Below are 21,297 nucleotides of genomic sequence, written 5' to 3' on the forward strand. Positions count from 1 at the left end.
CGCCCCATGCGCCTGGCCGATTTCATTCTCGACAATATCGAGCCGATTCTTCAGGCGTGGGAAGACTTCGCCAAAACCATCACCCCCGCATCCATTGGCATGGATTCCGTGGCCCTGCGCGACCATGCCGAGCAGATGCTGCGCACTATCGCCGCTGACCTGCGCACCTCGCAAACGCGCAATGAGGCGATTGCCAAGTCCCACGGCGAGGCCCCGCCGGTTGATGCCGAAACCGCCGCCGAAACCCATGCGGTCATCCGCCAGTCCTCGGGTTTTACCGTGGAGCAAATGGTTTCCGAGTACCGGGCCCTGCGCACCAGCGTGCTTATGCTCTGGATGCCGCACACGCAGTTGGATCACAAACAGGTCATGGACGATCTGATTCGATTCAACGAGGCCGTGGACCAGGCCTTGGCCGAGTCCGTCGTCAGTTACTCGGGGGCGGTGGATGCGTCGCGCAATATCTTTCTCGGGATTCTGGGGCATGACTTGCGCAGCCCCTTGGGCGCGATCCTGCTGAGTTCCGAAGTGCTGCTGCGGGCGGGGGACCTGCCCGCCAAGGCGACCAAGATCACTTCGCGCATCTACACCAGCGTCAAGCGGGCCAACAAAATCGTCGGCGATCTGCTGGATTTCACCCGCACCCAACTCGGCTCGGGCATTCCAGTGCAGCGCTTCAAGGGTGATCTGGTGGCCGCCTGCGAAGGTATGGTGGAGGAGGCGCGGGCCTATCACCCGGAAAGCAAAATTGTCTTTAAAACGAGCGGCGCCCTGGAGGCGCTGTTTGATCCGGCCCGCATGGAGCAGGTATTTGCCAACCTGATTGGCAATGCCGTCCAGCATGGTGCCGAAGGCTCGCCGGTGACTGTTTCGTTGAGCGTGGAAAAGGATATGGCCGTGATCGCGATCAACAACCAGGGCAAGCCTATCGAGAAAGAGGCCATTGCCAACATCTTCAACCCAATGGTCCGAAATCTGTGCAGCAGTGAAATGCAGTACGGTTCCACGGCTGGACTCGGACTTGGCCTGCACATCGCTTCGGCGATCGTATCGGCCCATCAGGGCACCATCAAGGTCCACTCGGAGGCGCAAGTCGGCACGACCTTTACTGTTCGTATACCGCTGAACCCGGCCTGATCGACTGTGCGCAGAGCAGATTCGCATACTTGTACGATGTCTTATCACGTAGTAAAACTGTCGTCCCGTCCAATAATAATTAACGGAGACGCACCGATGGATGCTTCGCAATCTGCAACCGCCGCCGATCAGGGCCGCCGGGTATTCCTGAAAAAATCCCTGGTGGTCTCGGCTGCTGCGGCCGCCCTTGGCAACCTGCCCGGGCTCGCTCAGGCCGAGCCCTTGAGTCAGCGTTACCCAGACCCGCTGATCAATATCCTTGACCCCAGCTTCATGGACTTGCGCATCTTCAATGCCAGCGTGGAGAAACTCGCCACCGGTTTGCGTTGGGCAGAAGGGCCGGTGTGGATTGGTGACGGTCGTTACCTGCTGGTCAGCGACATTCCCAACAACCGCATCGTGCGCTGGGATGAAATTACCGGTGGCCTGTCGGTCTATCGCGAGAATTCCAACTTCTCCAACGGCATGTGCCGCGATCGCCAGGGCCGGCTGCTGGTGTGCGAAGGCTCCACCACCGCCAGCGAAGGCCGACGCATCACCCGCACCGAGCACAACGGCACTATCACCGTGCTGGCGGACAGTTTCGAAGGCAAGCCGCTGAACTCGCCCAACGACATCGTGTGCAAGCGCGATGGCTCGGTGTGGTTCACCGACCCACCGTTCCAGACCGGCAACAATTACGAGGGACACAAAGTCACCCCCGCCCAGCCTCACGCGGTGTATCGCATCGATGGCGAAACCGGCAAGGTCACGCGGGTCATCGACGACCTGGCGGGGCCGAACGGGCTGTGTTTTTCCCCGGATGAGAAAATCCTCTACGTGGTCGAAGGCCGGGCCAAGCCCAACCGCTTGATCTGGGCGATCACCGTCAAGGATGACGGCACGCTGGGTGAGCGGCGCAAGCACATCGAAGGCCTGGATTACGCGGCGATCGACGGAATCAAATGTGATGAAAGCGGCAACCTCTGGTGCGGTTGGGGCGGCAATGGCGACCCCAAGGCCGACCTGGAAAAACTCGACGGCGTGCGGGTGTTCAACCCTGAAGGCAAGGCCATCGGGCACATCTCCCTGCCGGAGCGCTGTCCCAACGTCTGCTTCGGCGGGCGGGAAGGCAATCGGTTGTTCATGGCCGGCAGCCACTCGCTGTATTCGCTGTTCGTGAATACCCGAGGGGCGACGTTTGCCTGAGTGACACATTCACCCTCGGAGTTGATGGACTTTGTGGCGAGGGAGCTTGCTCCCGCTGGGCTGCGTAAGCAGCCCTAAAACCATTCACCTGGGTGTGCCTGGTTGGTCGCATTCAACATTCGGTCTCTTTGGGGTTGCTGCGCAACCCAGCGGGAGCAATCCCTGGCCACAGGATGTCCGCTGTGCCTGCGGTGTTTTCTGATGGGTTCAGGATTGTCCGCAGCTCCATAGCTCCACGGTCGGCTGGCCCTCTGTCGGCGGCCCCAGCCAATGACTCATCGCCCGACAACCGCCACCAAAACATAACTGATAGTCGCCAGCCTGCGGCGTGCGGCCCAGTTTCAGCGGTTGCAGGGGCGGCACCTGGCGTTGATAGTGCCAGCTGCCGTTTTCAAGCCTTGCATCGTCGGGAATCTCCATGCCCGCGCCATTGCCTTTGACCCTGGCCTCGCCCAGGATCAGGCCCTGTTCGCTGACGCGATAATCTTCCTCCCAGCGAATCTTCTCGATGGTGTGGTTCCATGCCAACGTGAAATCGGCCACGGCGAGCTGGGCCCAGACCACGCCGGACAAGCCCAGGCACAGACCGATCACGCCAAGGCCCGCCCACTGCGTCGTGCGCGCCAGACGTGTTGGAGAATCAGCAGCCCACCCAGCACGAAGCCGATCTCATCGGTCACGGGCAGGGCAACCACCAGCAACGCGCCGGCGGCAAAACACAGCAAGCGTTCCCAAATCGGCATTTTCTGTTGCAGGTAGCCGGTGGACGCCATGCCCCAGAGCCCGACGGCCAACAACGTCTTGATCAGCATGTACGCCGTCATCCACAGGTTGTCGCCCTGGAGCATCAGGGCCGGGTTATAGACGGTCATGAATGGAATGACGAACCCAGCCAGGGCAATGCGCACCGCCCAGAAGCTGATCTTCAGGCCACTTTCCCGGGCAATGGGCGCGGCGGCGAAACAAGCCAGCGCCACCGGCGGCGTCAGGTCGGCCAAGATACCGAAATAGAACACGAACATGTGCGACACGATCAGCGGCACGCCCAGTTCCAGCAGGGCCGGTGCGGCGATCGAGCTGGTGATGATGTAGTTGGGGATGGTCGGTATACCCATGCCCAGCACCAGGCAGGTGAGCATGGTGAGGATCAGCGACAGCAACAGGTTGTCCCGGCCGATGGCGAGGATGTAGCCGGCAAAGGTGGAGGCCACGCCAGTCAGCGAGACCACCGCGATGATGCTGCCCACCAAGGCGCAGGCGATCCCCACTGGAACGGCATGACGCGCGCCATCTACCAACGCATGCAAGCAGATGACGAGGGTTTCCCGAGTGCCTTGCATGAACCAGCAGGCCACCACCAACACGCCGATCACCGCAAACACGACACCGATGCCCAAGCGGAAAAAACCGACGCAAAGCAGCCCCAAGGCGATCCAGAAGGCGCAGCGCAACGCGTAGTTCGAGACTTTGAGAATGATCGCCGAGCCGAGAATCACGATGGCTGTCAATGCCAGGCCCACCATGCCGGAAAACAGGGGGGTGCGTCCGGAAAACAACAGGTAGACCAACACCCCGAGCGGGATCAGCAGGAACCAGCTGTCCTTGACCGCGCCCCAGGCGCTGGGGCATTGGTCCTTGGGCAAGCCCTTGAGGTCGGAGCGCTTGGCCTCCAGGTGAACCATCCAGAACACCGAGCCGAAGTACAGGCAGGCGGGTATCAATGCGGCCTTGGCGATTTCAACGAACGGCACATTGATGGTTTCGGCCATGATGAAGGCCACCGCGCCCATCACCGGCGGCATGATCTGGCTGCCCATGCTGGACGTGGCTTCCACACCACCGGCAAACGCGGCCTTGTAGCCGAAGCGCTTCATCAACGGGATGGTGAATTGCCCGGTGGTGACCACGTTGGCGATGCCAGAACCGGTGATGGTGCCCATCAGCGCCGATGACACCACGGCCACCTTGGCCGGGCCACCGAGCTTGTGACCGAACAGGCCCATGGCGAAATCGGTGAAGAGCTTGATCATGCCGGCCTTTTCCAGGAAGGCGCCGAACAGGATGAACAGGAAAATATAGGTGGCCGACACGTAGGTTGGCGTGCCGTACAGCCCTTCGGTGCCGAACGACAGCTGGTTGATGATTTGATCGAGGCCATAGCCGCGATGGGCCAAGTCGCCCGGTAAGTATTCGCCGAACAGGCCATAGGCCAGGAACAGGCCGCAAATGATCGGTAGTGCGATGCCCATCACTCGCCGCGCGGCTTCGAACACCAGCACGACCAGGACGATCCCCATGATCATGTCCGTGGTGGTCAAGTCGCCGGAGCGTTGGATCAGGTCCGACTCAAACACCCATTGATAAAGCGCCGTCGCCACGCCCCCCAGGCTCAAGACCCAGGCCAAGGGTTGCCAAGGGCGCTGCCTGCCATGCGCGGGGTAGCTGAGGAACACCACCCACAACAGAAAGCCGACATGTACCGCCCTCAGCACAATGCTGGAGACCGGAGAAAACGCGGCGGTGACGATCTGAAATATTGAAAACAGCAAGGCCACGTAGAACAGGGTCTTGGGCCAGTCTCGCGGGTCCGTGGCGATGCCGTGCTGGTCTTCACTCATGAGGTGCCTGCCTTCTGTTCACATTCAAGGGGCGAAAACACGACGTATCAACGGCGATGGGCGCCGTTGATACGCAGGGTGTTACAGCGCGCCCACTTCCTTGTAGTAGCGCTCGGCACCGGGGTGGAGTGCGATCGGCAGGTTCTTCGCGGCGTTTTTCAGGGTGATGTCCTTGGCCGCTGAATGGGAGGTGCCCAGGCGAGTGAGGTTCTCGAAGAGCAGCTTGGTCATCTGGTACGCCACCTCATCCGGGACATCCTCGCGGGTGACCAGGATGTTGGTGATGGCCACCGTCGGTACGGCCTCCGCCTGACCATCGTAGGTATTGGCCGGAATCATTGCGCTCTGATACGCCGGGTTGCCGATTTTCTCCACCACATCGGTGGGCACCGCTACGTAGCTCAGCGCCATGGTCGAGGCCAGGTCGCGAATGGCCGCCATTCCCAGGCCCGAGGACTGCAGTGTGGCGTCCAGTTGGCGGTTCTTGATCAAGTCCACCGACTCGGCGAACGGCAAGTACTGGACCTTCATGTCCTGGTAGGTCAGCCCCGCAGCCTTGAATATCGCCCGGGCATTGAGTTCGGTACCGGATTTTGCCGCGCCGACGGAAACGGTCTTGCCCTTGAGGTCGGCCAATGTCTTGATGCCGGACTCCTGGCTGGCGACGATCTGGATGTAGTTGGGATAGGCGCCAGCGATGGCGCGCAATTTGGTCAACGGCGCCTTGAAACCGGCGTCTTCCACGCCGTTCTTGGCATCCGCCACCGAGTCGCCCAGGGCCAGGGCCAGCTCACCACGACCGGCTTGCAGCAGGTTGAGGTTTTCCACCGAAGCCTTGGTGGCTTGCACCGATGTCTTGGCGTCCTGGATGCCGTTGCTGTAGATCTGTGAAAGCCCGACCCCGATCGGGTAATAAACCCCGCTGGTGCCGCCCGTGAGGATGTTGATGTACACCGGGGCGGCCTGGACCGTGGTGCTGACCACCAGGGCTGCCGCGGCGGCCAGGAGGGTGAAGTGCTTGTTGACTCGCATGGGGACCTCTCCGTCTTGTTATGGCTTATGCAGAGTCTTTCCACTGTAGTTCAAGCGCGGGTGATGGCGAGTCGAGTGGCCGTAAAGGCTTCTGTGGCGAGGGAGCTTGCTCCCGCTCGGCGGCGCAGCCGTCGTAAAACCGACAAACACGGTCTGCCTGAAAAATTGCGTCAGCCTCTTTCGGGGCTGCTGCGCAACCCAGCGGGAGCAAGCTCCCTCGCCACTGGTCCCTTGTTAGGCCTGGGGCGCCGTACTGCCTCGCACCGTCAACTCGAACGGCAACACCACATGCCGCTCGGCAATCGGCTTCTTCTCGATCAGAGCAATCAGCATCTGCACCGCTTTTTCCCCAAAGATTTCGGCAGGCTGTGAAATGGTGGTCAGGGGCGGGTCGCAGTAGGCGGCGAACGGGATGTCATCAAAACCCACCAGGGAAATATCCTCGGGCACCCGCAGGCCCATTTGCTTGATGCGCCTGAGCGCGCCGATGGCCATCTCGTCGTTTTCACAGAACAGTGCGCTGGGGCGGTCGGCCAGCGCCAACATCGCGCCGGCCCCGTCATCACCGGCCTTCAAGGTGAAGTCGCCATGGCAGATCAGGCTGGGGTCGACGGCGATACCGGCCTGGCTCAGGGCATCCTGGTAGCCGGCCACGCGATCCAGGGTCAGGGGGCTGCTGCGTGGCCCCTTGATGATGCCGATGCGGCGGTGGCCGAGGCCGATCAGGTGCTCGGTCATGGCCTGGGCGGCGGCGCGGTTGTCGAGGCTGATGGTCGGGTAGGGGGCGTTCTTGACCACTTCGCAGGCGTTGACCAGCGGCAGGCTTTCGATGCCTGCCGGCATCGATTCGAAAGGATCGCTGGCGCGCAACTGGATCACCCCGTCGGCCTGGTGGGCGTAGACCAGGGCGGCGAATTCCCGCTCGATCTGCGTCCGACCCTGGGTGTCGCACAACAGCAATCGATAACCCGCCGCCTGCGCGGCCTGCTGCGCGCCGCTGATGACCCGGGCGAAAAACGTGTTGGCGATGGCCGGCACCAGGATCACCAGGTTGCCGGTGCGCCGGGAGCGAAATTGCACCGCCATCAGGTTGGGCCGATAGCCGGCCTGTTCCACCGCCGCGTTGACCTTGTCCCGTGTTTCGGGGAGTACCCGCTCGGGCGATTTCAGGGTTCTGGACACCGTGGCCACCGAAACACCCGCCAGCCGGGCCACCTCACGAATGTTGGACAAAATCACCTCGGGGAACAGGGGGTACGGTGGGGAGCTTACCGCAGGTTGAGCGCCTCACAAATATTCCACGGTGAACCCTGTGGGTTTGACACGCGGGGAAACTGAGCCTAGATTTTCGCCATGATGTAACCGGTTACATCATCATCCTGACAGGAAGACAAACACGATGAATCCTGTAGCACCAAAAATAAGAATGGGCTTCGTCGGCGGTGGAGAGGGCGCGTTCATCGGCCAGGCCCACCGTCAGGCCGCGGGCCTGGATGGCGGTTTCGAACTGGTCTGCGGCGCATTCAGCCGCGACCCTCGCAACACTCGGCAGACCGGCGCTGCCCTGGGCCTGGCCGCGTCCCGTTGCTACCACGACTGGCAGCAGATGCTCGACACCGAAGCGCTGCTGCCGCTTGATCAGCGCATGGAATTGCTGGTCATTGTTACCCCCAATCATCTTCATGCACCCATCGCCAGCGAGGCCTTGAAAGCCGGTTTCCATGTGTTCAGCGAGAAACCCGCCGCGCTGGACCTCAACGAGTTGCTGGCCCTCAGGGAAGTGCTGCAAGGCAGCCGTTGCCTCTACGGGCTGGCCCATACCTACCTGGGTTATCCCATGGTGTGGCAGGCCCGGGAGATGGTGCGCTCGGGCGCGATCGGCCAGGTGCGCAAAGTGCTGGTCGAGTACCCCCAAGGCTGGCTCAGCCAGGATGTCGCCGCCCAGGGCAATAAACAGGCCGAATGGCGCGACGACCCTGGCCAGTCCGGCCTGGGCGGTTGCATCGGCGACATCGGCACCCACGCGTTTTCCCTCGCCGAGTTCGTCGCAGACCAGCCTATCCAGCAGCTATGCGCCACGTTGGGCACCCATGTGCCGGGCCGGCAATTGGATGACGACGTTGCGATGCTGTTCAAGATGGCGGGTGGCGCCAGCGGTGTGCTGATCGCAAGCCAGGTCTGCACCGGCGAAGAGAACCCGCTGAAGATTCGCGTCTACGGCGATAAGGGCGCCTTGGAGTGGCGCCAGGAAGAACCGGCGAGCCTGATCCATCGCGCCTTCGACCAGCCTTTGTGCATCCTGCGTAGCGGCGTCGGCCAGCCGTGGCTGTGCGCGGCGGCCACGCGGCGCATGCGCCTGCCTGCCGGGCATCCCGAGGGCTATCTGGAAGCCATGGCCAACCTCTACGGCGATTTCGCCCACGCTATTCGCAGCCATGTCGAAGGCCCCGACGCCCCAGGCGTACCCGGCATCGAGACCGGCTTGCGTGGCATGGCATTCATCGAGGCCGCCATCCTCAACCACCGTGGCGACGCGAAGTGGACCACCGTGCAAACCGGAGCATCCCTGTTGTGAATACCCTCGACACACCACCGAGCGGCCTGCGTGGCCCAGGTATTTTCCTGGCGCAGTTCATGTCCGCCGAAGCGCCGTTCGATACCCTGGCCAACATCGCCCAGTGGGCGGCGTCGCAAGGCTACAAGGCCATTCAGCTGCCGACATCGGGCACCCAATACATAGACCTGGCCCGGGCCGCCGAGAGCCAGGCCTATTGCGATGAGCTCAAGGCCACCTGTGCCCAGGCCGGTGTCGAGATCAGCGAGTTATCGACGCACCTGCAAGGCCAGTTGGTGGCAGTGCACCCGGCGTTCGACGCGCTGTTCGATGACTTCGCCCCGGCCCATTTGCGCGGCCAGCCCCAGGCGCGGACCGAGTGGGCGATCGAGCAACTCAAGCTGGCCGCCCGCGCCAGCCAGCGGCTGGGTCTCAAGGCCCATGCGACGTTTTCCGGCGCGCTGCTGTGGCCGTATCTCTACCCTTGGCCGCAGCGGCCGGCGGGTCTGGTGGAGCAGGGGTTCGCCGAACTGGCCCGGCGCTGGTTGCCGATTCTCGATGCCTTCGACGTGGCGGGGGTGGACCTGTGCTACGAAATCCACCCCGGCGAAGACCTCCATGACGGCGCCTCGTTCGAGCGCTTTTTGGAGGCGGTCGATCATCACCCACGGGTGGCGATCCTCTACGACCCCAGCCATTTGCTGCTGCAACAGATGGACTACCTGGGCTTCATCGACCGCTACCACGCGCGCATCCGCATGTTCCACGTCAAGGACGCCGAATTCCGTCCCGATGCCCGTTCCGGGGTATACGGCGGCTACCAGGGCTGGGTCGATCGGCCCGGGCGGTTCCGTTCGTTGGGCGATGGCCAGATCGATTTCAAATCGATCTTCAGCAAACTGACCCAATACGATTTCAGCGGTTGGGCGGTCCTGGAATGGGAGTGCTGCTTGAAGGATTCACAACAGGGCGCCGCAGAAGGGGCAGCGTTCATCCAGCGGCACATGATCAGCAAGACCGGCAAGGCGTTCGATGATTTTGCCAGCGTCACGGCGGATGAGGATTCCAATCGACGGTTGTTGGGCCTGTTGAGGTAGCCGCTCCACCCCAAGACCCTGTGGCGAGGGAGCTTGCTCCCGCTGGGCTGCAAAGCAGCCCTAAAACCTGACAACTCGGTGGATCAGGTAGATGTAGGCCGAGGTGACTGTTTTGAGGGCTGCTGCGCAGCCCAGCGGGAGCAAGCTCCCTCGCCACAAAAGCAGGCCACAAAAGCAAGCCACAAAAGCTGTGCAAGGCTTTTTTCTTCACAAGAACAACAATAAAACGGTGACGCTCATGACCACGATGAATGCACGCCTCAGCGTGATGATGTTCCTGCAGTTCTTTATCTGGGGTGGCTGGTTCGTCACCCTCGGCACCTTCCTCTCCAGCACCCTGGGCGCCAGCGGTGGGCAGATCGGCATGGCGTTCTCCACGCAATCGTGGGGAGCGATCATTGCGCCGTTCGTCATCGGCCTGATCGCCGACCGCTTCTTCAACGCCGAACGGATCCTGGCGGTGTTGCACCTGCTCGGCGCGGTGTTGCTGTATCAGCTGTATTCGGCGGCGGATTTCAGTGTGTTCTACCCGTACGTGCTGGTGTACATGGTGGTCTACATGCCGACGCTGGCCCTGGTCAATTCAGTGGCCTTCCGGCAGATGCGCGATCCGGCGCTGGAGTTCTCCCGTATCCGGGTGTGGGGCACGATTGGCTGGATCGTCGCGGGCGTGGTGATCAGTTTTGTGTTCGCCTGGGATTCGCGCGAAGCGATCTCGGCAGGCGGCTTGCGCAATACGTTCCTGATGGCGGCCGTTGCTTCCCTGGTACTGGGGCTCTACAGCTTCACGCTGCCGGCCACGGCGCCGCTCAAGGAACAGGCCCGCGCGGGCGGCGTCAGGCAGCTGCTGGGGCTGGACGCGTTGGGGCTGTTGAAGGATCGCAGCTATCTGGTGTTCTTCATCGCCTCGATCCTGATCTGCATTCCCCTGGCGTTCTATTACCAGAATGCCAACCCGTTCCTGGCCGAAACCGGGATGACCAACCCAACGGCGAAGATGGCCATCGGGCAGGTCTCGGAAGTGTTGTTCATGCTGCTGTTGCCACTGTTCATCCAGCGCTTCGGCATCAAGCTGGCGCTGTTGGTGGGGATGTTGGCGTGGGCGGTGCGCTACCTATTGTTCGCCTACGGCAATAACGGCGACCTGGCGTTCATGCTGTTCACCGGCATTGCCCTGCATGGCATCTGCTACGACTTCTTTTTTGTCTCGGGGCAGATCTACACCGATGCCAAGGCACCGGAGCGCTTTCGCAGCTCGGCCCAGGGGCTGATTACCCTGGCGACCTACGGTGTGGGGATGCTGATCGGCTTCTGGGTGGCGGGGCAGGTGACCGATCACTTCGTCGTGGCGGGCGGTCATGACTGGCAGAGCATCTGGCTGTTCCCGGCCGGTTTCGCGCTGCTGGTGTTGCTCTGCTTCCTGTTTACCTTCCGCGGCCAGCAAGCGCTCGCTGCGTCGTCAAAGGCTTGAAGCAGGGCTGGGCGTCAGTCATTTGTGACTGACGTCCAGCTTGGTGTAGGTCACTTTCCCGCCTTCGTTGGAATAACCCTTGTTGTCCAAGGTGTAGACACCGGCCTTGAAATAGAAGTTATAGCCGTACCAGGACGGGTCCAACTTCACCTGTTTACCCGCGTTGCCGATCAGCACCGAGAGCTTGCCTTGCTTGTCCATTTGCAGCGAATAGGAGAAGGCCTTGTTCAGCGGCACGTTGGGCACGGTGTAGATCACCGGGCTCTTCTTGTCCTTGGGCTTGACCCGGTATTCCACGTCGATATTGCCGGTGCCCTTGGCGTAGCGGTACACCAGTTTCAACAACGGCGTAGGGGCGTCCTTGGCGTGGATCTGCGCCACTACCACCCGGCCTTCGGAAGGCACCTGGTTCACCGCCAGGGTGCCCTTGAGGGTATTGGTGCCGCTGTTGTAGCGCCAGTTGCGCAGCTTGCCGTCCTTGCTGGTTTCCCGCAGCTCGGAGCGCGGGTATTCGCTTTTACCGGTATGGGAACCGGTGACCGGCGCCCAGAAGACGATCCGCTGGCCGTTATTGTCGAAATACTTGTTTTTCAGGGTTGGCATGGCTTTGGTCGCCACGACCTGCGCCGGCGTTTGCACGGGCAGGGTAATGTTCCAGACACTCAGGTCAATCATGATAAAACCCTCCAACGGGACCGGCCGTTACCTGGCGGCCGTCAAGACAGAAACTGCCTTCCGTGGCGCAGTTTTCATGTTATCGACGATGGGCTGTTTCGCTGGAGGTGCACCTGACGGATGGCTCTGCGATGAGCCTTTCAGGCACTGAATTGGGCGGATTATCGTGTGTCAATTTGTTGCTGATCGGTTAGAGTACGCGCCGCCCGAGAGACGGATCCCGGGCGTCTTTCCATGGAGCGTCAAATGAATCAAATCAGCAAAGTTGTCGCCTGCGCACTGTTCGGCCTGGCCCTGGCGGGTTGCACCGGCACCCCGATGAAAACCCAGCAATACGACAGCAGCCAATACACCGTTGTCGGCCACAGTGAAGCCAAGGCCACCGGCCTGTTGCTGTTCGGCGTGATCCCGATTCGCCAGAACAACCGTTTCGTACGCGCCCAGACCGCGGCGATCAAGGCCAAGGGCGGCGACGCCATGATCAACACCCAAGTCCAGGAAAACTGGTTCTGGGCCTGGGTCCTGACCGGTTACACCACCTCGGTGTCCGGTGACGTGGTCAAGCTGAAAAGCGTTCAGTGACACCCTGCTTTAGAGTAGGTGAGCGCCGGTTGTAAGGGCGCTTGCCTGTGGCGAGGGAGCTTGCTCCCGCTCGATCGCGCAGCGATCGCAAAAGGGCCGCTTCGCCGCCCAGCGGGAGCAAGCTCCCTCGCCACAACAGCCCGATCATGCCCGATCCTCTGTCACTGTCCTCCCACCACCATATGCGTGAACGGCGCCACATACGCCTGCAACGTCACCAGCCCGCCCACCAGAATCGCCAGCACCACCGAGTGGAAAAACACGTAGCGCAGGATTTCGCCTTCGTGACCGTACCAACGGGTCGCGGTGGAGGCGACCACGATCGACTGCGCGTCGACCATCTTGCCCATCACCCCACCGGAACTGTTGGCCGCGGCCATCAACACCGGGCTGATGCCCAGTTGCTCGGACGTGACTCGTTGCAAGCCGCCAAACAACACGTTGGAGGCGGTGTCCGAACCGGTCAGCGCCACGCCGAGCCAGCCCAGCAAGGTGCCGAACATGGGGTAGAAAATGCCCGTGGCGGCGAAGGCCAGGCCCATGGTCGCGTCCAGGCCTGAGTAGCGCGTGAGAAACCCCAGGGCCAACATTGCTACGATGGTAATCAGCGAGTAGCGCACCACCCAGAGCGTTCGCAGGTAGTGGTGCAGCAGTTGCGGGATGGAATAGCCCATCAGCAAGCCACCGAGAATCGCCGCCAGGAAGATGCCGCTGCCCGTGGCAGTGAACCAGTTGAACTTGTAGACCGCTTCCTCGGTTTTAGGCTGGGGCACCACGGGCGGGACTTTTTCGATCTGCTGGTGGATGGTGCCGAAGGTCACCAGGGGCGAGAAGATCGGATTGGCCTCGCGCATCGGCTTGCCTTGGGGATCCAGGCGGGCCGATTGGGTCTGGGGGTCGATGGCCGGACGGGTGTCGAACAGGTTCTTGAAGCCTTGGGTGCCCCAGGCGAACACGAACACTGTGAGGATGATCCAGGGCATCCAGGCCCGTCCCACGGCGGAGCGGGTGTCGCTGGAAAATGCCGCGCTGGCGACGGGTTTTTCATCCTCGCTGGCGTCGATCTTCGAGTTGTCGACCCGCCCGGACAGCGCGGCGGAGGTGTGCACCGTGGCCGGTTTCCAGACCTTGAGGAAACCGGTGAGGCAGGCCATGGAAATCAGCGCGGCAATCACATCCACCAGCATCGGCCCGTGGTAGTTCGACACCAGGAACTGCGGGATGGCGAAGCTGACACCGGCCACCAGGATCGCCGGCCAGACCTCCAGCATCTTGCGCCACCCGGCAAACGCCCAGATCAACCAGAACGGCACCAGCACCGAGAAAAATGGCAACTGCCGACCGACCATCATCGACAGCTCCATTTCATCCAGCCCGGTGACTTTGGCCAGGGTGATGATCGGCGTGCCCAGGGCGCCGAAGGCCACGGGCGCGGTGTTGGCGATCAGCGCCAGGCCCGAGGCGGCCAAGGGGGAGAAGCCCAGCCCGATCAGGATCGCCCCGGTCACCGCCACCGGCGTCCCGAAACCCGCGGCGCCCTCGAAGAACGCACCGAAGCAAAAGGCGATCAGCAGCAATTGCAGGCGTCGGTCGTCGGTGATGCGGGCGAGGGAATCCTGCAGGACCTTGAACGAGCCGTTTTCGGTGGTCAGGCGGTGCAAGAAGATGATGTTGAGGACAATCCAGCCAATGGGCAGCAGCCCGTTGGCCGCGCCGTAAAGTGCCGCTGACCCGGCCATGCCGGCGGGCATGCCGAAGGCGAAGATGGCGATCAGCAAGGCCGAGGCCAAGGCCATCAACGCCGCCAGGTGCGCCTTGACATGAAAGAACGCCAGGGACGCCAGCATCACCACCACCGGAACCGCCGCCAGGAGCGTCGACAGCACCGCATTACCGAAGGGATCGTAGACTTGTTGCCAGACCATGTTCCACCTCTGCTTTTTATTGTTGGAAGTGCAGGCCCCGGGGGGGATTGGCAGAGAAGTATAGGCGGGGATTGGCGAGGGGAATGGCGCAGAGGCCTGGGGTAAGCCCCCGTGGCGAGGGAGCTTGCTCCCGCTGGACTGCGCAGCAGGCCCAAGTTTTTTGTTTAAGCACAAATTCTTGGGGCGGCTTCGCCACCCAGCGGGAGCAAGCTCCCTCGCCACAGGTAAGTGGTGTGCTGGCTAGCGTGGGGGCTCACCTTCCTCCTGGCGAAGCTCGAGGCTCAAGCCGTCGCAGCTTTGCGACCAGGCGACCAGCCAGTCGGGCACGGCGGGCGATTGTTCGGCCAGGCCCAACTCGCGGATGAACTCAGCCGGTGCAATCGTGCCTTTGGCCGAGCGGAACAGGCCGCGCATGATCACCACCCCGACCACACGTCCCTGGCTGATGAAACGGTGCTCCATGAACGTCCATTTTTCGTCCCAACCGAGCAGGCGGGTGTGCACCTCGAACGCCTCGAACAGTTTCAATTCCCGCCTGAACTTGCCCCAGACATCCCCCACGATCGGCACCGCCCGGTTGCGCAACGCCACTTTGTAGGCGCCGCTGCGCAGCACATAATCCATGCGTCCCACATCGGCCAACGTGAAGTAGCGTCCGTTGGTGACGTGGCGATTGAGGTCCAGGTCCAGCGGCCATACCCGCATGCGCACCACTGTGGTGTCCAGGGGCGCCGCCGGCTTGCGCCACGGGCGGCGGAACAGCATCAGCAACAGTCGAAACCAGAGATTCATAAGGAGGCCGTGAAGAGGGAAAACGGCGCACTTTAGACCCCGTGCAGGAAGCGGGCTAGGTGCGAAAGTGACGATTTGCGTGGCAATCGCGCATTTGGGGCATGTTCGAGCGGCTGTTGTGGCCAGGAGCTTGGGCCCGCTGTATGGCGAGCCGCTCCAAGAGTTTGGGTCGAAACAAAAGAACTGGGCCTGCTGCGCAGTCCAGCGGGAGCAAGCTCCCTCGCCACAAAAGCAGTGCAGCGCTACAAAGGTGCAAGGCGCTCGTTCAGCCCTTCGCCGCCATCGCCGTCACTTCCACTTTCATGCCTTCAACCGCCAGCGCTGCCACACCCACCGCCGCACGAACCGGCCAAGGCTTGGCGAAGAAGCGTTTGTAGACCTCGTTGAACGCGGCGCGGTCGGCCATGTCGGTCAGGTAGATGGTCAGGTGCAGGACCCGGTCCATGGAGCTGCCGGCGCCTTCCAAGGCAGTCTTGAGGGCTTGCAGCGTGCATTCGCTCTGCAGGGTGATGTCGCCCAGCTCCAGGCTGCCATCGGCGTGGGTGGGGATTTGCGTGGAAACCAGCAGGCCGCCGAAACCGGCGACGTCGGAGGAAATGGAGTCCGCATCCGGATCTGGAATAAACGTGATGTCTGGGTTGCTCATGCAAAACCTCATGCTGGAAAAGAAAAAGGAGCGCCGCAGTTTACCGTTCATTGCCGCGCCGTTCCTGCATTCCTTTATCCGTGCGCTCCCAGCCTGTTGTTTTGCACCAGTGTCTGGATGTAGGCCTCAAGCGTCATGGTGCCGTGCAAGGCGTCGTCGCCCACGTCGAAGCCGCTGTCTAGGCTGACGGCGCTCATGCGCGCATAGGATTGCGCCGCAGCGGGGCTGAAGCCGAGGCTCTGGAAGGTGCTTTCCCATCGGTCCCTGGGTATCACCTGTACCTCGACCGGTCGGTCGAGCGCCTGGGAAAAAGCCTGCGCCACATCGTTGGGCGAGTACAGGCCAGGCCCCTGCACGTTACGCACGCCAATGTCATCCACCGACGATAGCAATCGCGCGGCCGCCACTTCGCCCAGGTCCCGAGGCGCAACCATGGGGAAGGCCAGGTCGGCTGGAAACAGCGTCGGCAGCTTGCCGGTCTCGCGGACGGTATCGAGCAGGCTGTCCCAGTTGCTCATGTAATAAGCGCCGCGATTGATCGCCGCCGGGATCGACTGGTTGCGCAGCCCTTCTTCCAATTCCCACAAGACGCTGAGATCGCCGATACGCCTGCCAGGCTGGGCGCCGGCGGTGGATTGCACGACGATTTTCTCAAGACCCGATCCGTCGAGGGCGGCCAGGATGTTGGCGACCGTGCGCCGTTCCACCGCATCGGTATCGGTACTGGGAGCCGCTGGCGGGTTGAGAATGAATGCCCTGCGCCCGAGCCGAAACGCTGCGCGCAACGACTCGACGTTTTCGGCGTCCGCTTCGACGATTTGAGCGCCCCTGGCCCGCCATTCAGTGGCGTGGGTGGCGTTGCGGGTCATGATAATCACGGCATGCCCTGGCGCCAGCAAGGCGCGGCCTGTGGCCGAGCCAACGTGACCTGTGGCGCCCATGATCACGTACATGGCTTTATCTCCCGAAGTCAAAGTCCGCCCTGGGCCGGACGGTGGGTTGTCATTGCCGGTTCAAGGTGCGGTTGCGCGCCGTTCAGGCGTGCGGCCAGCTGTTGTGCCTGTTCCCATCCCAGCGCGGGCTCCAGCCATTCGAGCGCATCTTCGGCACTGAAGGCCAGTACCCGCTGCTGCTGGCTGGCGATGTCGCCATACGTCACCAGGGTCAGGCCGTCACAGCCAAACGGGGTCTCGCTGGCCTGGGCCAGGGCAGCCAGGAAAATCGGGGCCGGCTGCCGGGCGGTCGTGTAGGTGAGGCGTTGCGCCTGGGAGGGCGAGGCGGGGGCTTGTGACTCATACCAACCCTCCACGGGAACCAATACGCGGCCTTCGTGCTTGATGGGGTCGAAGACCTTGGAGCGCATCACCAGATGCAAGGGTAGATGGGTCAGGGGCGGCATCGTCCCGACCGACCAGATTGGCGACCAACCCCAGCGAACCTTGATGCACTCCAAGTGCCCACCGCGACGACGAATGGCGCTGACCTGCATGTTTGGCTTGATCAGACTCTGGCGCTCCTGGACCTTGGGCGGCGTTGTCACGTACAGGTCCAAGGGCGTCACGCTTGCACCGAAACGGCTGCCGGGCGTGTCTCGCTGGGCGAAATACGCCAGGGAGTCTTTTGAAGAAACGTGTTGAACAAGACCGTCACACATAACGAAAACTCCCGGCAGTGAATGCAAAGAAGCCTTGATCCACCCGCTGTTCAAGCCGTGACGTCGAAGCGCGTCAGCATGGCTTTCAGCGGTGTCATGTAGGTCCGAGCCGTGGCGAATGGCTTGGTTCGAAAATCCTTGCGGCGGGGAGACGAGCGGGCGGTGTGTCAGTTTGCAGAGAGGTTGGCTGTGCCGATGCCTTCGCGAGCAGGCTCGCTCCCACACTGTTGTGCGTTGATGAAGTCCACGAAAGCCCTCAATGGCGAGGGCAGGTAGCGGCGGCCGGGGTAGTAGAGAAATGGGCCGGTAAAGCGCTGCCACCAGGGTTCGAGTACCGGTTCGAGGGCGCCGCTGTCCAGGTACGGTCGTAACCAGTCTTCGAACAGGTAGACGATGCCCAGACCGTCTACAGCGGCTTGCACCGACAGGTCCACCGCACCGCCAATGCGCGTGATCAACGGGCCGCTCGGGTCGACGCTGATGGTTTCGCCGCCGCGCTCATACTCCCACAGCGGCATGGCACCGCTGGGGAACTTGCCCCGCAGGCACGCGTGTTCCAGCAGGTCTCTGGGATGTTCCGGCCTGCCCCGGGCATCGAGGTATGCCGGGGCGGCGGCCGTGGCGAAGCGCTGGAACCGTGGGCCGATGGGGATGGCGATCATGTCCTGCTCCAGGCGCTCGTCGTAGCGAATGCCAGCGTCACACCCGGCCGCCAGCATGTCGACGAAGCTTTCTTCGGTGACCACTTCCAGGCGGATGTCGGGATAGCTTTTCAGGAACGGCGTGATAATCGCCGGCAACACCAGCCGGGCCGCGCTGACTGGCACGTTCAGCCTGAGGGTGCCCGAAGGACGGTCGCGAAAGTCGTTGACCACGTCCATGGCCGCCTCGACCTCGCCCAGGGCCGGGACGATGCGTTCCATCAACCGGGCACCGGCCTCGGTCGGTACCACGCTGCGGGTAGTGCGATTGAGCAGGCGTACGCCGAGCCGGCTCTCCATCCGGCGTACGGCGTCGCTCAGGCTTGAGGCAGACTTGCCGCTCAGCCGCGCGCCTTCACGAAAGCCCTTCGCGTTGACCACGGCCACGAAGGCCAGCAAGTCTTGAATATCCGTCGCCATTGTTCTCTCCGTCGTACAACCTGTGCTGATTGCACCTGATTATCATGAGAATGGTCAACGTCTATAGTCGGCCCACGCACATTGATCCGAGGGCTACGAGATGAACATTGCAGGCAAGGCAGGCAGCTTTTTACTGGGCGATCGCACGGTCAATCGCATGGGTTACGGCGCGATGCAGTTGGCGGGGCCCCAGGTCTTCGGACCGCCGAAAGACCCGGCGGCCGCCGTCGCCGTGCTGCGCGAAGCATTGGCGAGCGGGGTCAACCACATCGACACCGCCGATTTCTATGGGCCCCATGTCACCAACCAACTGATCCGTGAAGCGCTGCACCCTTATGCCCAGGACCTGGTCATCGTGACCAAGGTCGGTGCCGTGCGCGGTGCCGATGCGTCCTGGAACCCGGCCCACAGCCCCGCCGAGCTGACCCGGGCGGTCCACGACAATCTGCGCAACCTGGGTGTGGAGGTATTGGACGTGGTCAACCTGCGGGTGTGGGGCGACCTGCATTCGCCCACGGAAGACTCCATTGAGGAATCGTTCACGACACTGGCCGAGCTGCAGCGCCAGGGCCTCATCCGTCACCTGGGGCTGAGCAACGTCACGGCCGCGCAGGTCAAGCAGGCCCAAGGCATTGCCCAGGTGGTCTGCGTGCAGAACCACTACAACCTGACCCATCGCGACGACGAACACCTCATCGCCGACCTGGGCCGGCAGGGCATCGCCTACGTGCCGTTCTTCCCCTTGGGCGGCTTCACACCGCTGCAATCGCAAACCCTTTCCAGCGTGGCGGCGCGCTTGCAGGCGTCACCGCTGTGCGTGGCCCTGGCGTGGTTGCTGCAACGTGCGCCGAATCTGCTGCTGATTCCCGGCACATCGTCCCTGGCGCACCTGCGGGAAAACCTCACGGCGAGTGAGCTGAAGATCCCTGCGCCGATGCTTGCCGAGCTGGACGCATTGGCCTAGGCCGCCTGGAAAACCAACGTCTCGCCATCTTCCGGTATCAACAACCGGTCTTCGACACCGGCCTTCGCGGCGGCTGCGGCAAGGGCCTTGCGAGTCGTCGGGCAGTGGCTGATCGCTTCCAGGTGATTGGCCACCACGGTCCCGCGGGACAAACGGGTGAATTCCAGCGTCTCGTCGATGCCCATGATGATGTCGCCGCCGATGTCGAATCGTGCCCCGCCCGCCGGAACCACGCTGACCTGTGGCTGGTGTCGCAAGACGAATTCGCACACGGTGGGGGTGAGCACGGTGTCGCCGGTGAGGTAGACACTCGGTTCGCCGGGCAGCTCGATCAGGTAGCCGACGCCATGCTCCATCAACTTGCCCACCAGGCCCCGCCCGTGGGTGCACCGGACCGTGCGAATAGTGCCGCCCAGGAATGGGGTGGGTTGGTCATGGGCCTGGGCGAGCGCCTGGACATTCAAGCCACGCTTGTTGAGATAGGGCGCGTCATGGGGCGTGCAGATGACCGGGATCTGTTTTTCCCTCAGCCAGCGCTTGGCCGCGCGGTCCAGATGGTCGAAATGGCCTTTCTGGCAGTGGGTGATCAAGCAATGGGTGACGGTCTCGAGGGCCTGCGCTGTCGAGGCCGGAAGTGCCACCAGCGGATTGCGTTGCGTGGCGCCAAACAGGCGAAGCGGCGGCAGCGTGCCCTGGCTAGCCAGCATCGGGTCGACGAGCACGCGATACGGGCCGATTTCAAGAATGATCGTGGCGTTACGGATCTGCTGGATGTTCATGAGGCGTTCCTGTTGAGCGAGTGCTTCATGGTGCCGATCCGGTCCCGTGTGCATAATGGCCGGATCTGACATCTTTGATTCGTTTCAGGCCATGACAAACAAACTTCGAATCGGTTTGCTTCTATTTCCCGGCTGCATGCCCGCCGGCCTGTTCGCGTTCGCCGATCTGCTGCATGCCGCCAACCGCAGAAGAGGGCGGGCGCTGTTCGAGGCCCGCTACATCGCGTTGCAGGCCGGGCCGGTGGTGTGTGCCCATGGCGTGACCCTGCAGGCGGAAGCGGCGTTGGGCAGCGCCGGGCTGGATGCTGTCCTGGTTCCCGGTTTCTGGGCCGAGTCGGCCGAGCAGATGAATGCGCTGCTGGCTGAACAGACAGCCCTCGTGAGTGCGCTGTCGAACCATGCCCGATCGCTTCAGCTCTGGTCCTATTGCACCGGTGTCTGCCTGCTGGCCGCCGCCGGCCGATTGGACGGGCAGGGTGCGACGGTGACTTGGTGGCTGGCGCAGGCGATGCAGCAGCAGTATCGAAAAGTCCATTGGCAAAGCGAGCGGAACTGCGTGTTCAACGAGCGCACGGCGACCGCGTCTGGGGTGAACGGTTACCTGCCCATCGCCGAAAAACTCATTGAGCGAAGTGTCAGCAGCGACGTACTGCGCGATATCACGCGGCTCATGGTGCTGCCGCGCCCAGCCATTCCCCATGCGGCGTTCCAGGGCATTGCCCTGATCGAGCAACCCAGCGGATGGTTGCGGCAGTTGCATGGGTTGATCGAACAGATGCCGGCCGAGCGGGTCACTGTGCAGGCACTGGCCAGCCAGTTGGCGGTGTCCGAGCGCACCCTGGCGCGCAAGGTCAGCCGTGAGACGGGGCAGGCCGTCGCGGCCTACGCCCGGCGCATCAAGTTGAACCAGGTCAGCGAGCGTCTGACGTTGACCACGCTGCCCCTCGCCAGCATCGGCGCCGAGCTGGGGTTCAGCAGCAGCTCCAACTTGCAGCGGATGTTCAAGGCGTTGACCGGGCTGACGCCGATGGAATACCGGCGCAAGTTCGGGCGGGTATGACG

General features: G+C 62.5%; 20 protein-coding genes. 8 read left to right on the top strand and 12 right to left on the bottom strand.

What is annotated here, in order from left to right:
- Nucleotides 1-6 precede the first annotated feature (6 nt).
- Both BLT00_RS16035 and BLT00_RS16040 read left to right on the top strand, forming a co-directional pair.
- A complete protein-coding gene (locus BLT00_RS16035; RefSeq protein WP_092144507.1) occupies nt 7-1,137 on the top strand; it encodes a sensor histidine kinase in 1,131 nt (376 codons plus the stop codon).
- A gap of 96 nt (nt 1,138-1,233) precedes the next feature.
- A complete protein-coding gene (locus tag BLT00_RS16040) occupies nt 1,234-2,325 on the top strand; it encodes an SMP-30/gluconolactonase/LRE family protein (protein WP_072339579.1) in 1,092 nt (363 codons plus the stop codon).
- A gap of 207 nt (nt 2,326-2,532) precedes the next feature.
- Here BLT00_RS16040 and BLT00_RS16045 read toward each other — a convergent pair whose 3' ends face one another.
- The 4 genes from BLT00_RS16045 to BLT00_RS16060 form a co-directional block, all read right to left on the bottom strand.
- Complete coding sequence (locus BLT00_RS16045) at nt 2,533-2,919, bottom strand: DUF1850 domain-containing protein (RefSeq protein ID WP_063320511.1); 387 nt, start codon at nt 2,917-2,919, stop codon at nt 2,533-2,535.
- Nucleotides 2,916-4,943 (bottom strand): TRAP transporter permease, encoded by a 2,028-nt coding sequence (locus BLT00_RS16050; protein WP_063320512.1) that lies wholly within the window; start codon nt 4,941-4,943, stop codon nt 2,916-2,918. The genes BLT00_RS16045 and BLT00_RS16050 overlap by 4 nt, the downstream gene beginning before the upstream one ends.
- An 81-nt stretch (nt 4,944-5,024) precedes the next feature.
- Nucleotides 5,025-5,975 carry a TAXI family TRAP transporter solute-binding subunit gene (locus BLT00_RS16055; protein WP_092144509.1) on the bottom strand — a complete coding sequence of 317 codons (951 nt, stop codon included), beginning with the start codon at nt 5,973-5,975 and terminating at the stop codon, nt 5,025-5,027.
- A 234-nt stretch (nt 5,976-6,209) separates the two neighbouring features.
- A complete protein-coding gene (locus BLT00_RS16060; RefSeq protein WP_092144511.1) occupies nt 6,210-7,208 on the bottom strand; it encodes a LacI family DNA-binding transcriptional regulator in 999 nt (332 codons plus the stop codon).
- A gap of 166 nt (nt 7,209-7,374) precedes the next feature.
- Between BLT00_RS16060 and BLT00_RS16065 the strand changes: the two genes are divergently transcribed.
- The 3 genes from BLT00_RS16065 to BLT00_RS16075 all read left to right on the top strand — a co-directional run bounded on the left by BLT00_RS16065 (nt 7,375) and on the right by BLT00_RS16075 (nt 11,097).
- Entirely contained in the window at nt 7,375-8,550 is a 1,176-nt protein-coding gene (locus tag BLT00_RS16065) for a Gfo/Idh/MocA family protein (protein ID WP_092144513.1), read from the top strand.
- Nucleotides 8,547-9,626, top strand: coding sequence for a sugar phosphate isomerase/epimerase family protein (locus BLT00_RS16070; protein WP_092144515.1), 1,080 nt, complete (start codon nt 8,547-8,549; stop codon nt 9,624-9,626). The genes BLT00_RS16065 and BLT00_RS16070 overlap by 4 nt, the downstream gene beginning before the upstream one ends.
- Before the next feature lie 238 nt (nt 9,627-9,864).
- Nucleotides 9,865-11,097, top strand: a complete 1,233-nt coding sequence (locus BLT00_RS16075) for a nucleoside permease (protein WP_092144517.1) — start codon at nt 9,865-9,867, stop codon at nt 11,095-11,097.
- An 18-nt stretch (nt 11,098-11,115) separates the two neighbouring features.
- Here BLT00_RS16075 and BLT00_RS16080 read toward each other — a convergent pair whose 3' ends face one another.
- On the bottom strand, nt 11,116-11,772 hold the full coding sequence (locus BLT00_RS16080) for a polysaccharide lyase family 7 protein (RefSeq protein ID WP_092144519.1): 657 nt from the start codon (nt 11,770-11,772) through the stop codon (nt 11,116-11,118).
- Nucleotides 11,773-12,018: 246 nt separating this feature from the next.
- Between BLT00_RS16080 and BLT00_RS16085 the strand changes: the two genes are divergently transcribed.
- Nucleotides 12,019-12,354 carry a hypothetical protein gene (locus BLT00_RS16085; protein ID WP_063320519.1) on the top strand — a complete coding sequence of 112 codons (336 nt, stop codon included), beginning with the start codon at nt 12,019-12,021 and terminating at the stop codon, nt 12,352-12,354.
- A gap of 161 nt (nt 12,355-12,515) precedes the next feature.
- Here BLT00_RS16085 and BLT00_RS16090 read toward each other — a convergent pair whose 3' ends face one another.
- The 6 genes from BLT00_RS16090 to BLT00_RS16115 all read right to left on the bottom strand — a co-directional run bounded on the left by BLT00_RS16090 (nt 12,516) and on the right by BLT00_RS16115 (nt 18,492).
- Nucleotides 12,516-14,279, bottom strand: a complete 1,764-nt coding sequence (locus tag BLT00_RS16090; protein ID WP_063320520.1) for an L-lactate permease — start codon at nt 14,277-14,279, stop codon at nt 12,516-12,518.
- Nucleotides 14,280-14,519: 240 nt separating this feature from the next.
- Nucleotides 14,520-15,071 (bottom strand): thioesterase family protein, encoded by a 552-nt coding sequence (locus BLT00_RS16095; RefSeq protein ID WP_092144521.1) that lies wholly within the window; start codon nt 15,069-15,071, stop codon nt 14,520-14,522.
- Between the two features lie 265 nt (nt 15,072-15,336).
- Nucleotides 15,337-15,717, bottom strand: a complete 381-nt coding sequence (locus tag BLT00_RS16100) for a RidA family protein (RefSeq protein WP_079301342.1) — start codon at nt 15,715-15,717, stop codon at nt 15,337-15,339.
- A gap of 74 nt (nt 15,718-15,791) precedes the next feature.
- Nucleotides 15,792-16,670 (bottom strand): NmrA family NAD(P)-binding protein, encoded by an 879-nt coding sequence (locus BLT00_RS16105; RefSeq protein WP_092144523.1) that lies wholly within the window; start codon nt 16,668-16,670, stop codon nt 15,792-15,794.
- A gap of 17 nt (nt 16,671-16,687) precedes the next feature.
- Nucleotides 16,688-17,371, bottom strand: a complete 684-nt coding sequence (locus BLT00_RS16110) for an SOS response-associated peptidase family protein (protein WP_092144525.1) — start codon at nt 17,369-17,371, stop codon at nt 16,688-16,690.
- A 167-nt stretch (nt 17,372-17,538) separates the two neighbouring features.
- Complete coding sequence (locus BLT00_RS16115; RefSeq protein ID WP_063320525.1) at nt 17,539-18,492, bottom strand: LysR family transcriptional regulator; 954 nt, start codon at nt 18,490-18,492, stop codon at nt 17,539-17,541.
- 100 nt (nt 18,493-18,592) lie between these two features.
- Between BLT00_RS16115 and BLT00_RS16120 the strand changes: the two genes are divergently transcribed.
- Nucleotides 18,593-19,456 carry an aldo/keto reductase family oxidoreductase gene (locus tag BLT00_RS16120; protein WP_092144527.1) on the top strand — a complete coding sequence of 288 codons (864 nt, stop codon included), beginning with the start codon at nt 18,593-18,595 and terminating at the stop codon, nt 19,454-19,456.
- Here BLT00_RS16120 and BLT00_RS16125 read toward each other — a convergent pair.
- Nucleotides 19,453-20,235 (bottom strand): MBL fold metallo-hydrolase, encoded by a 783-nt coding sequence (locus BLT00_RS16125; RefSeq protein ID WP_092144529.1) that lies wholly within the window; start codon nt 20,233-20,235, stop codon nt 19,453-19,455. The genes BLT00_RS16120 and BLT00_RS16125 overlap by 4 nt on opposite strands.
- A 91-nt stretch (nt 20,236-20,326) precedes the next feature.
- Here BLT00_RS16125 and BLT00_RS16130 point away from each other — a divergent pair, with 91 nt between their 5' ends.
- Nucleotides 20,327-21,295, top strand: coding sequence for a GlxA family transcriptional regulator (locus BLT00_RS16130; protein WP_092144724.1), 969 nt, complete (start codon nt 20,327-20,329; stop codon nt 21,293-21,295).
- The last annotated feature ends 2 nt before the right edge of the window (nt 21,296-21,297 follow it).

It is taken from the genome of Pseudomonas sp. NFACC51 (assembly GCF_900103575.1).
GTDB classification, from domain to species: Bacteria; Pseudomonadota; Gammaproteobacteria; order Pseudomonadales; family Pseudomonadaceae; genus Aquipseudomonas; species Aquipseudomonas fluorescens_Q.

Excerpts from the sequence above, each read along its gene's own strand:
- BLT00_RS16035 (WP_092144507.1), top strand. The coding sequence starts at position 7 with ATGCGCCTGGCCGATTTCATTCTCGACAATATCGAGCCGATTCTTCAG.
- BLT00_RS16040 (WP_072339579.1), top strand. The coding sequence starts at position 1,234 with ATGGATGCTTCGCAATCTGCAACCGCCGCCGATCAGGGCCGCCGGGTA.
- BLT00_RS16050 (WP_063320512.1), bottom strand. The coding sequence starts at position 4,943 with ATGAGTGAAGACCAGCACGGCATCGCCACGGACCCGCGAGACTGGCCC.
- BLT00_RS16055 (WP_092144509.1), bottom strand. The coding sequence starts at position 5,975 with ATGCGAGTCAACAAGCACTTCACCCTCCTGGCCGCCGCGGCAGCCCTG.
- BLT00_RS16065 (WP_092144513.1), top strand. The coding sequence starts at position 7,375 with ATGAATCCTGTAGCACCAAAAATAAGAATGGGCTTCGTCGGCGGTGGA.
- BLT00_RS16075 (WP_092144517.1), top strand. The coding sequence starts at position 9,865 with ATGACCACGATGAATGCACGCCTCAGCGTGATGATGTTCCTGCAGTTC.
- BLT00_RS16080 (WP_092144519.1), bottom strand. The coding sequence starts at position 11,772 with ATGATTGACCTGAGTGTCTGGAACATTACCCTGCCCGTGCAAACGCCG.
- BLT00_RS16085 (WP_063320519.1), top strand. The coding sequence starts at position 12,019 with ATGAATCAAATCAGCAAAGTTGTCGCCTGCGCACTGTTCGGCCTGGCC.
- BLT00_RS16090 (WP_063320520.1), bottom strand. The coding sequence starts at position 14,279 with ATGGTCTGGCAACAAGTCTACGATCCCTTCGGTAATGCGGTGCTGTCG.
- BLT00_RS16095 (WP_092144521.1), bottom strand. The coding sequence starts at position 15,071 with ATGAATCTCTGGTTTCGACTGTTGCTGATGCTGTTCCGCCGCCCGTGG.
- BLT00_RS16100 (WP_079301342.1), bottom strand. The coding sequence starts at position 15,717 with ATGAGCAACCCAGACATCACGTTTATTCCAGATCCGGATGCGGACTCC.
- BLT00_RS16105 (WP_092144523.1), bottom strand. The coding sequence starts at position 16,670 with ATGTACGTGATCATGGGCGCCACAGGTCACGTTGGCTCGGCCACAGGC.
- BLT00_RS16110 (WP_092144525.1), bottom strand. The coding sequence starts at position 17,371 with ATGTGTGACGGTCTTGTTCAACACGTTTCTTCAAAAGACTCCCTGGCG.
- BLT00_RS16115 (WP_063320525.1), bottom strand. The coding sequence starts at position 18,492 with ATGGCGACGGATATTCAAGACTTGCTGGCCTTCGTGGCCGTGGTCAAC.
- BLT00_RS16120 (WP_092144527.1), top strand. The coding sequence starts at position 18,593 with ATGAACATTGCAGGCAAGGCAGGCAGCTTTTTACTGGGCGATCGCACG.
- BLT00_RS16125 (WP_092144529.1), bottom strand. The coding sequence starts at position 20,235 with ATGAACATCCAGCAGATCCGTAACGCCACGATCATTCTTGAAATCGGC.
- BLT00_RS16130 (WP_092144724.1), top strand. The coding sequence starts at position 20,327 with ATGACAAACAAACTTCGAATCGGTTTGCTTCTATTTCCCGGCTGCATG.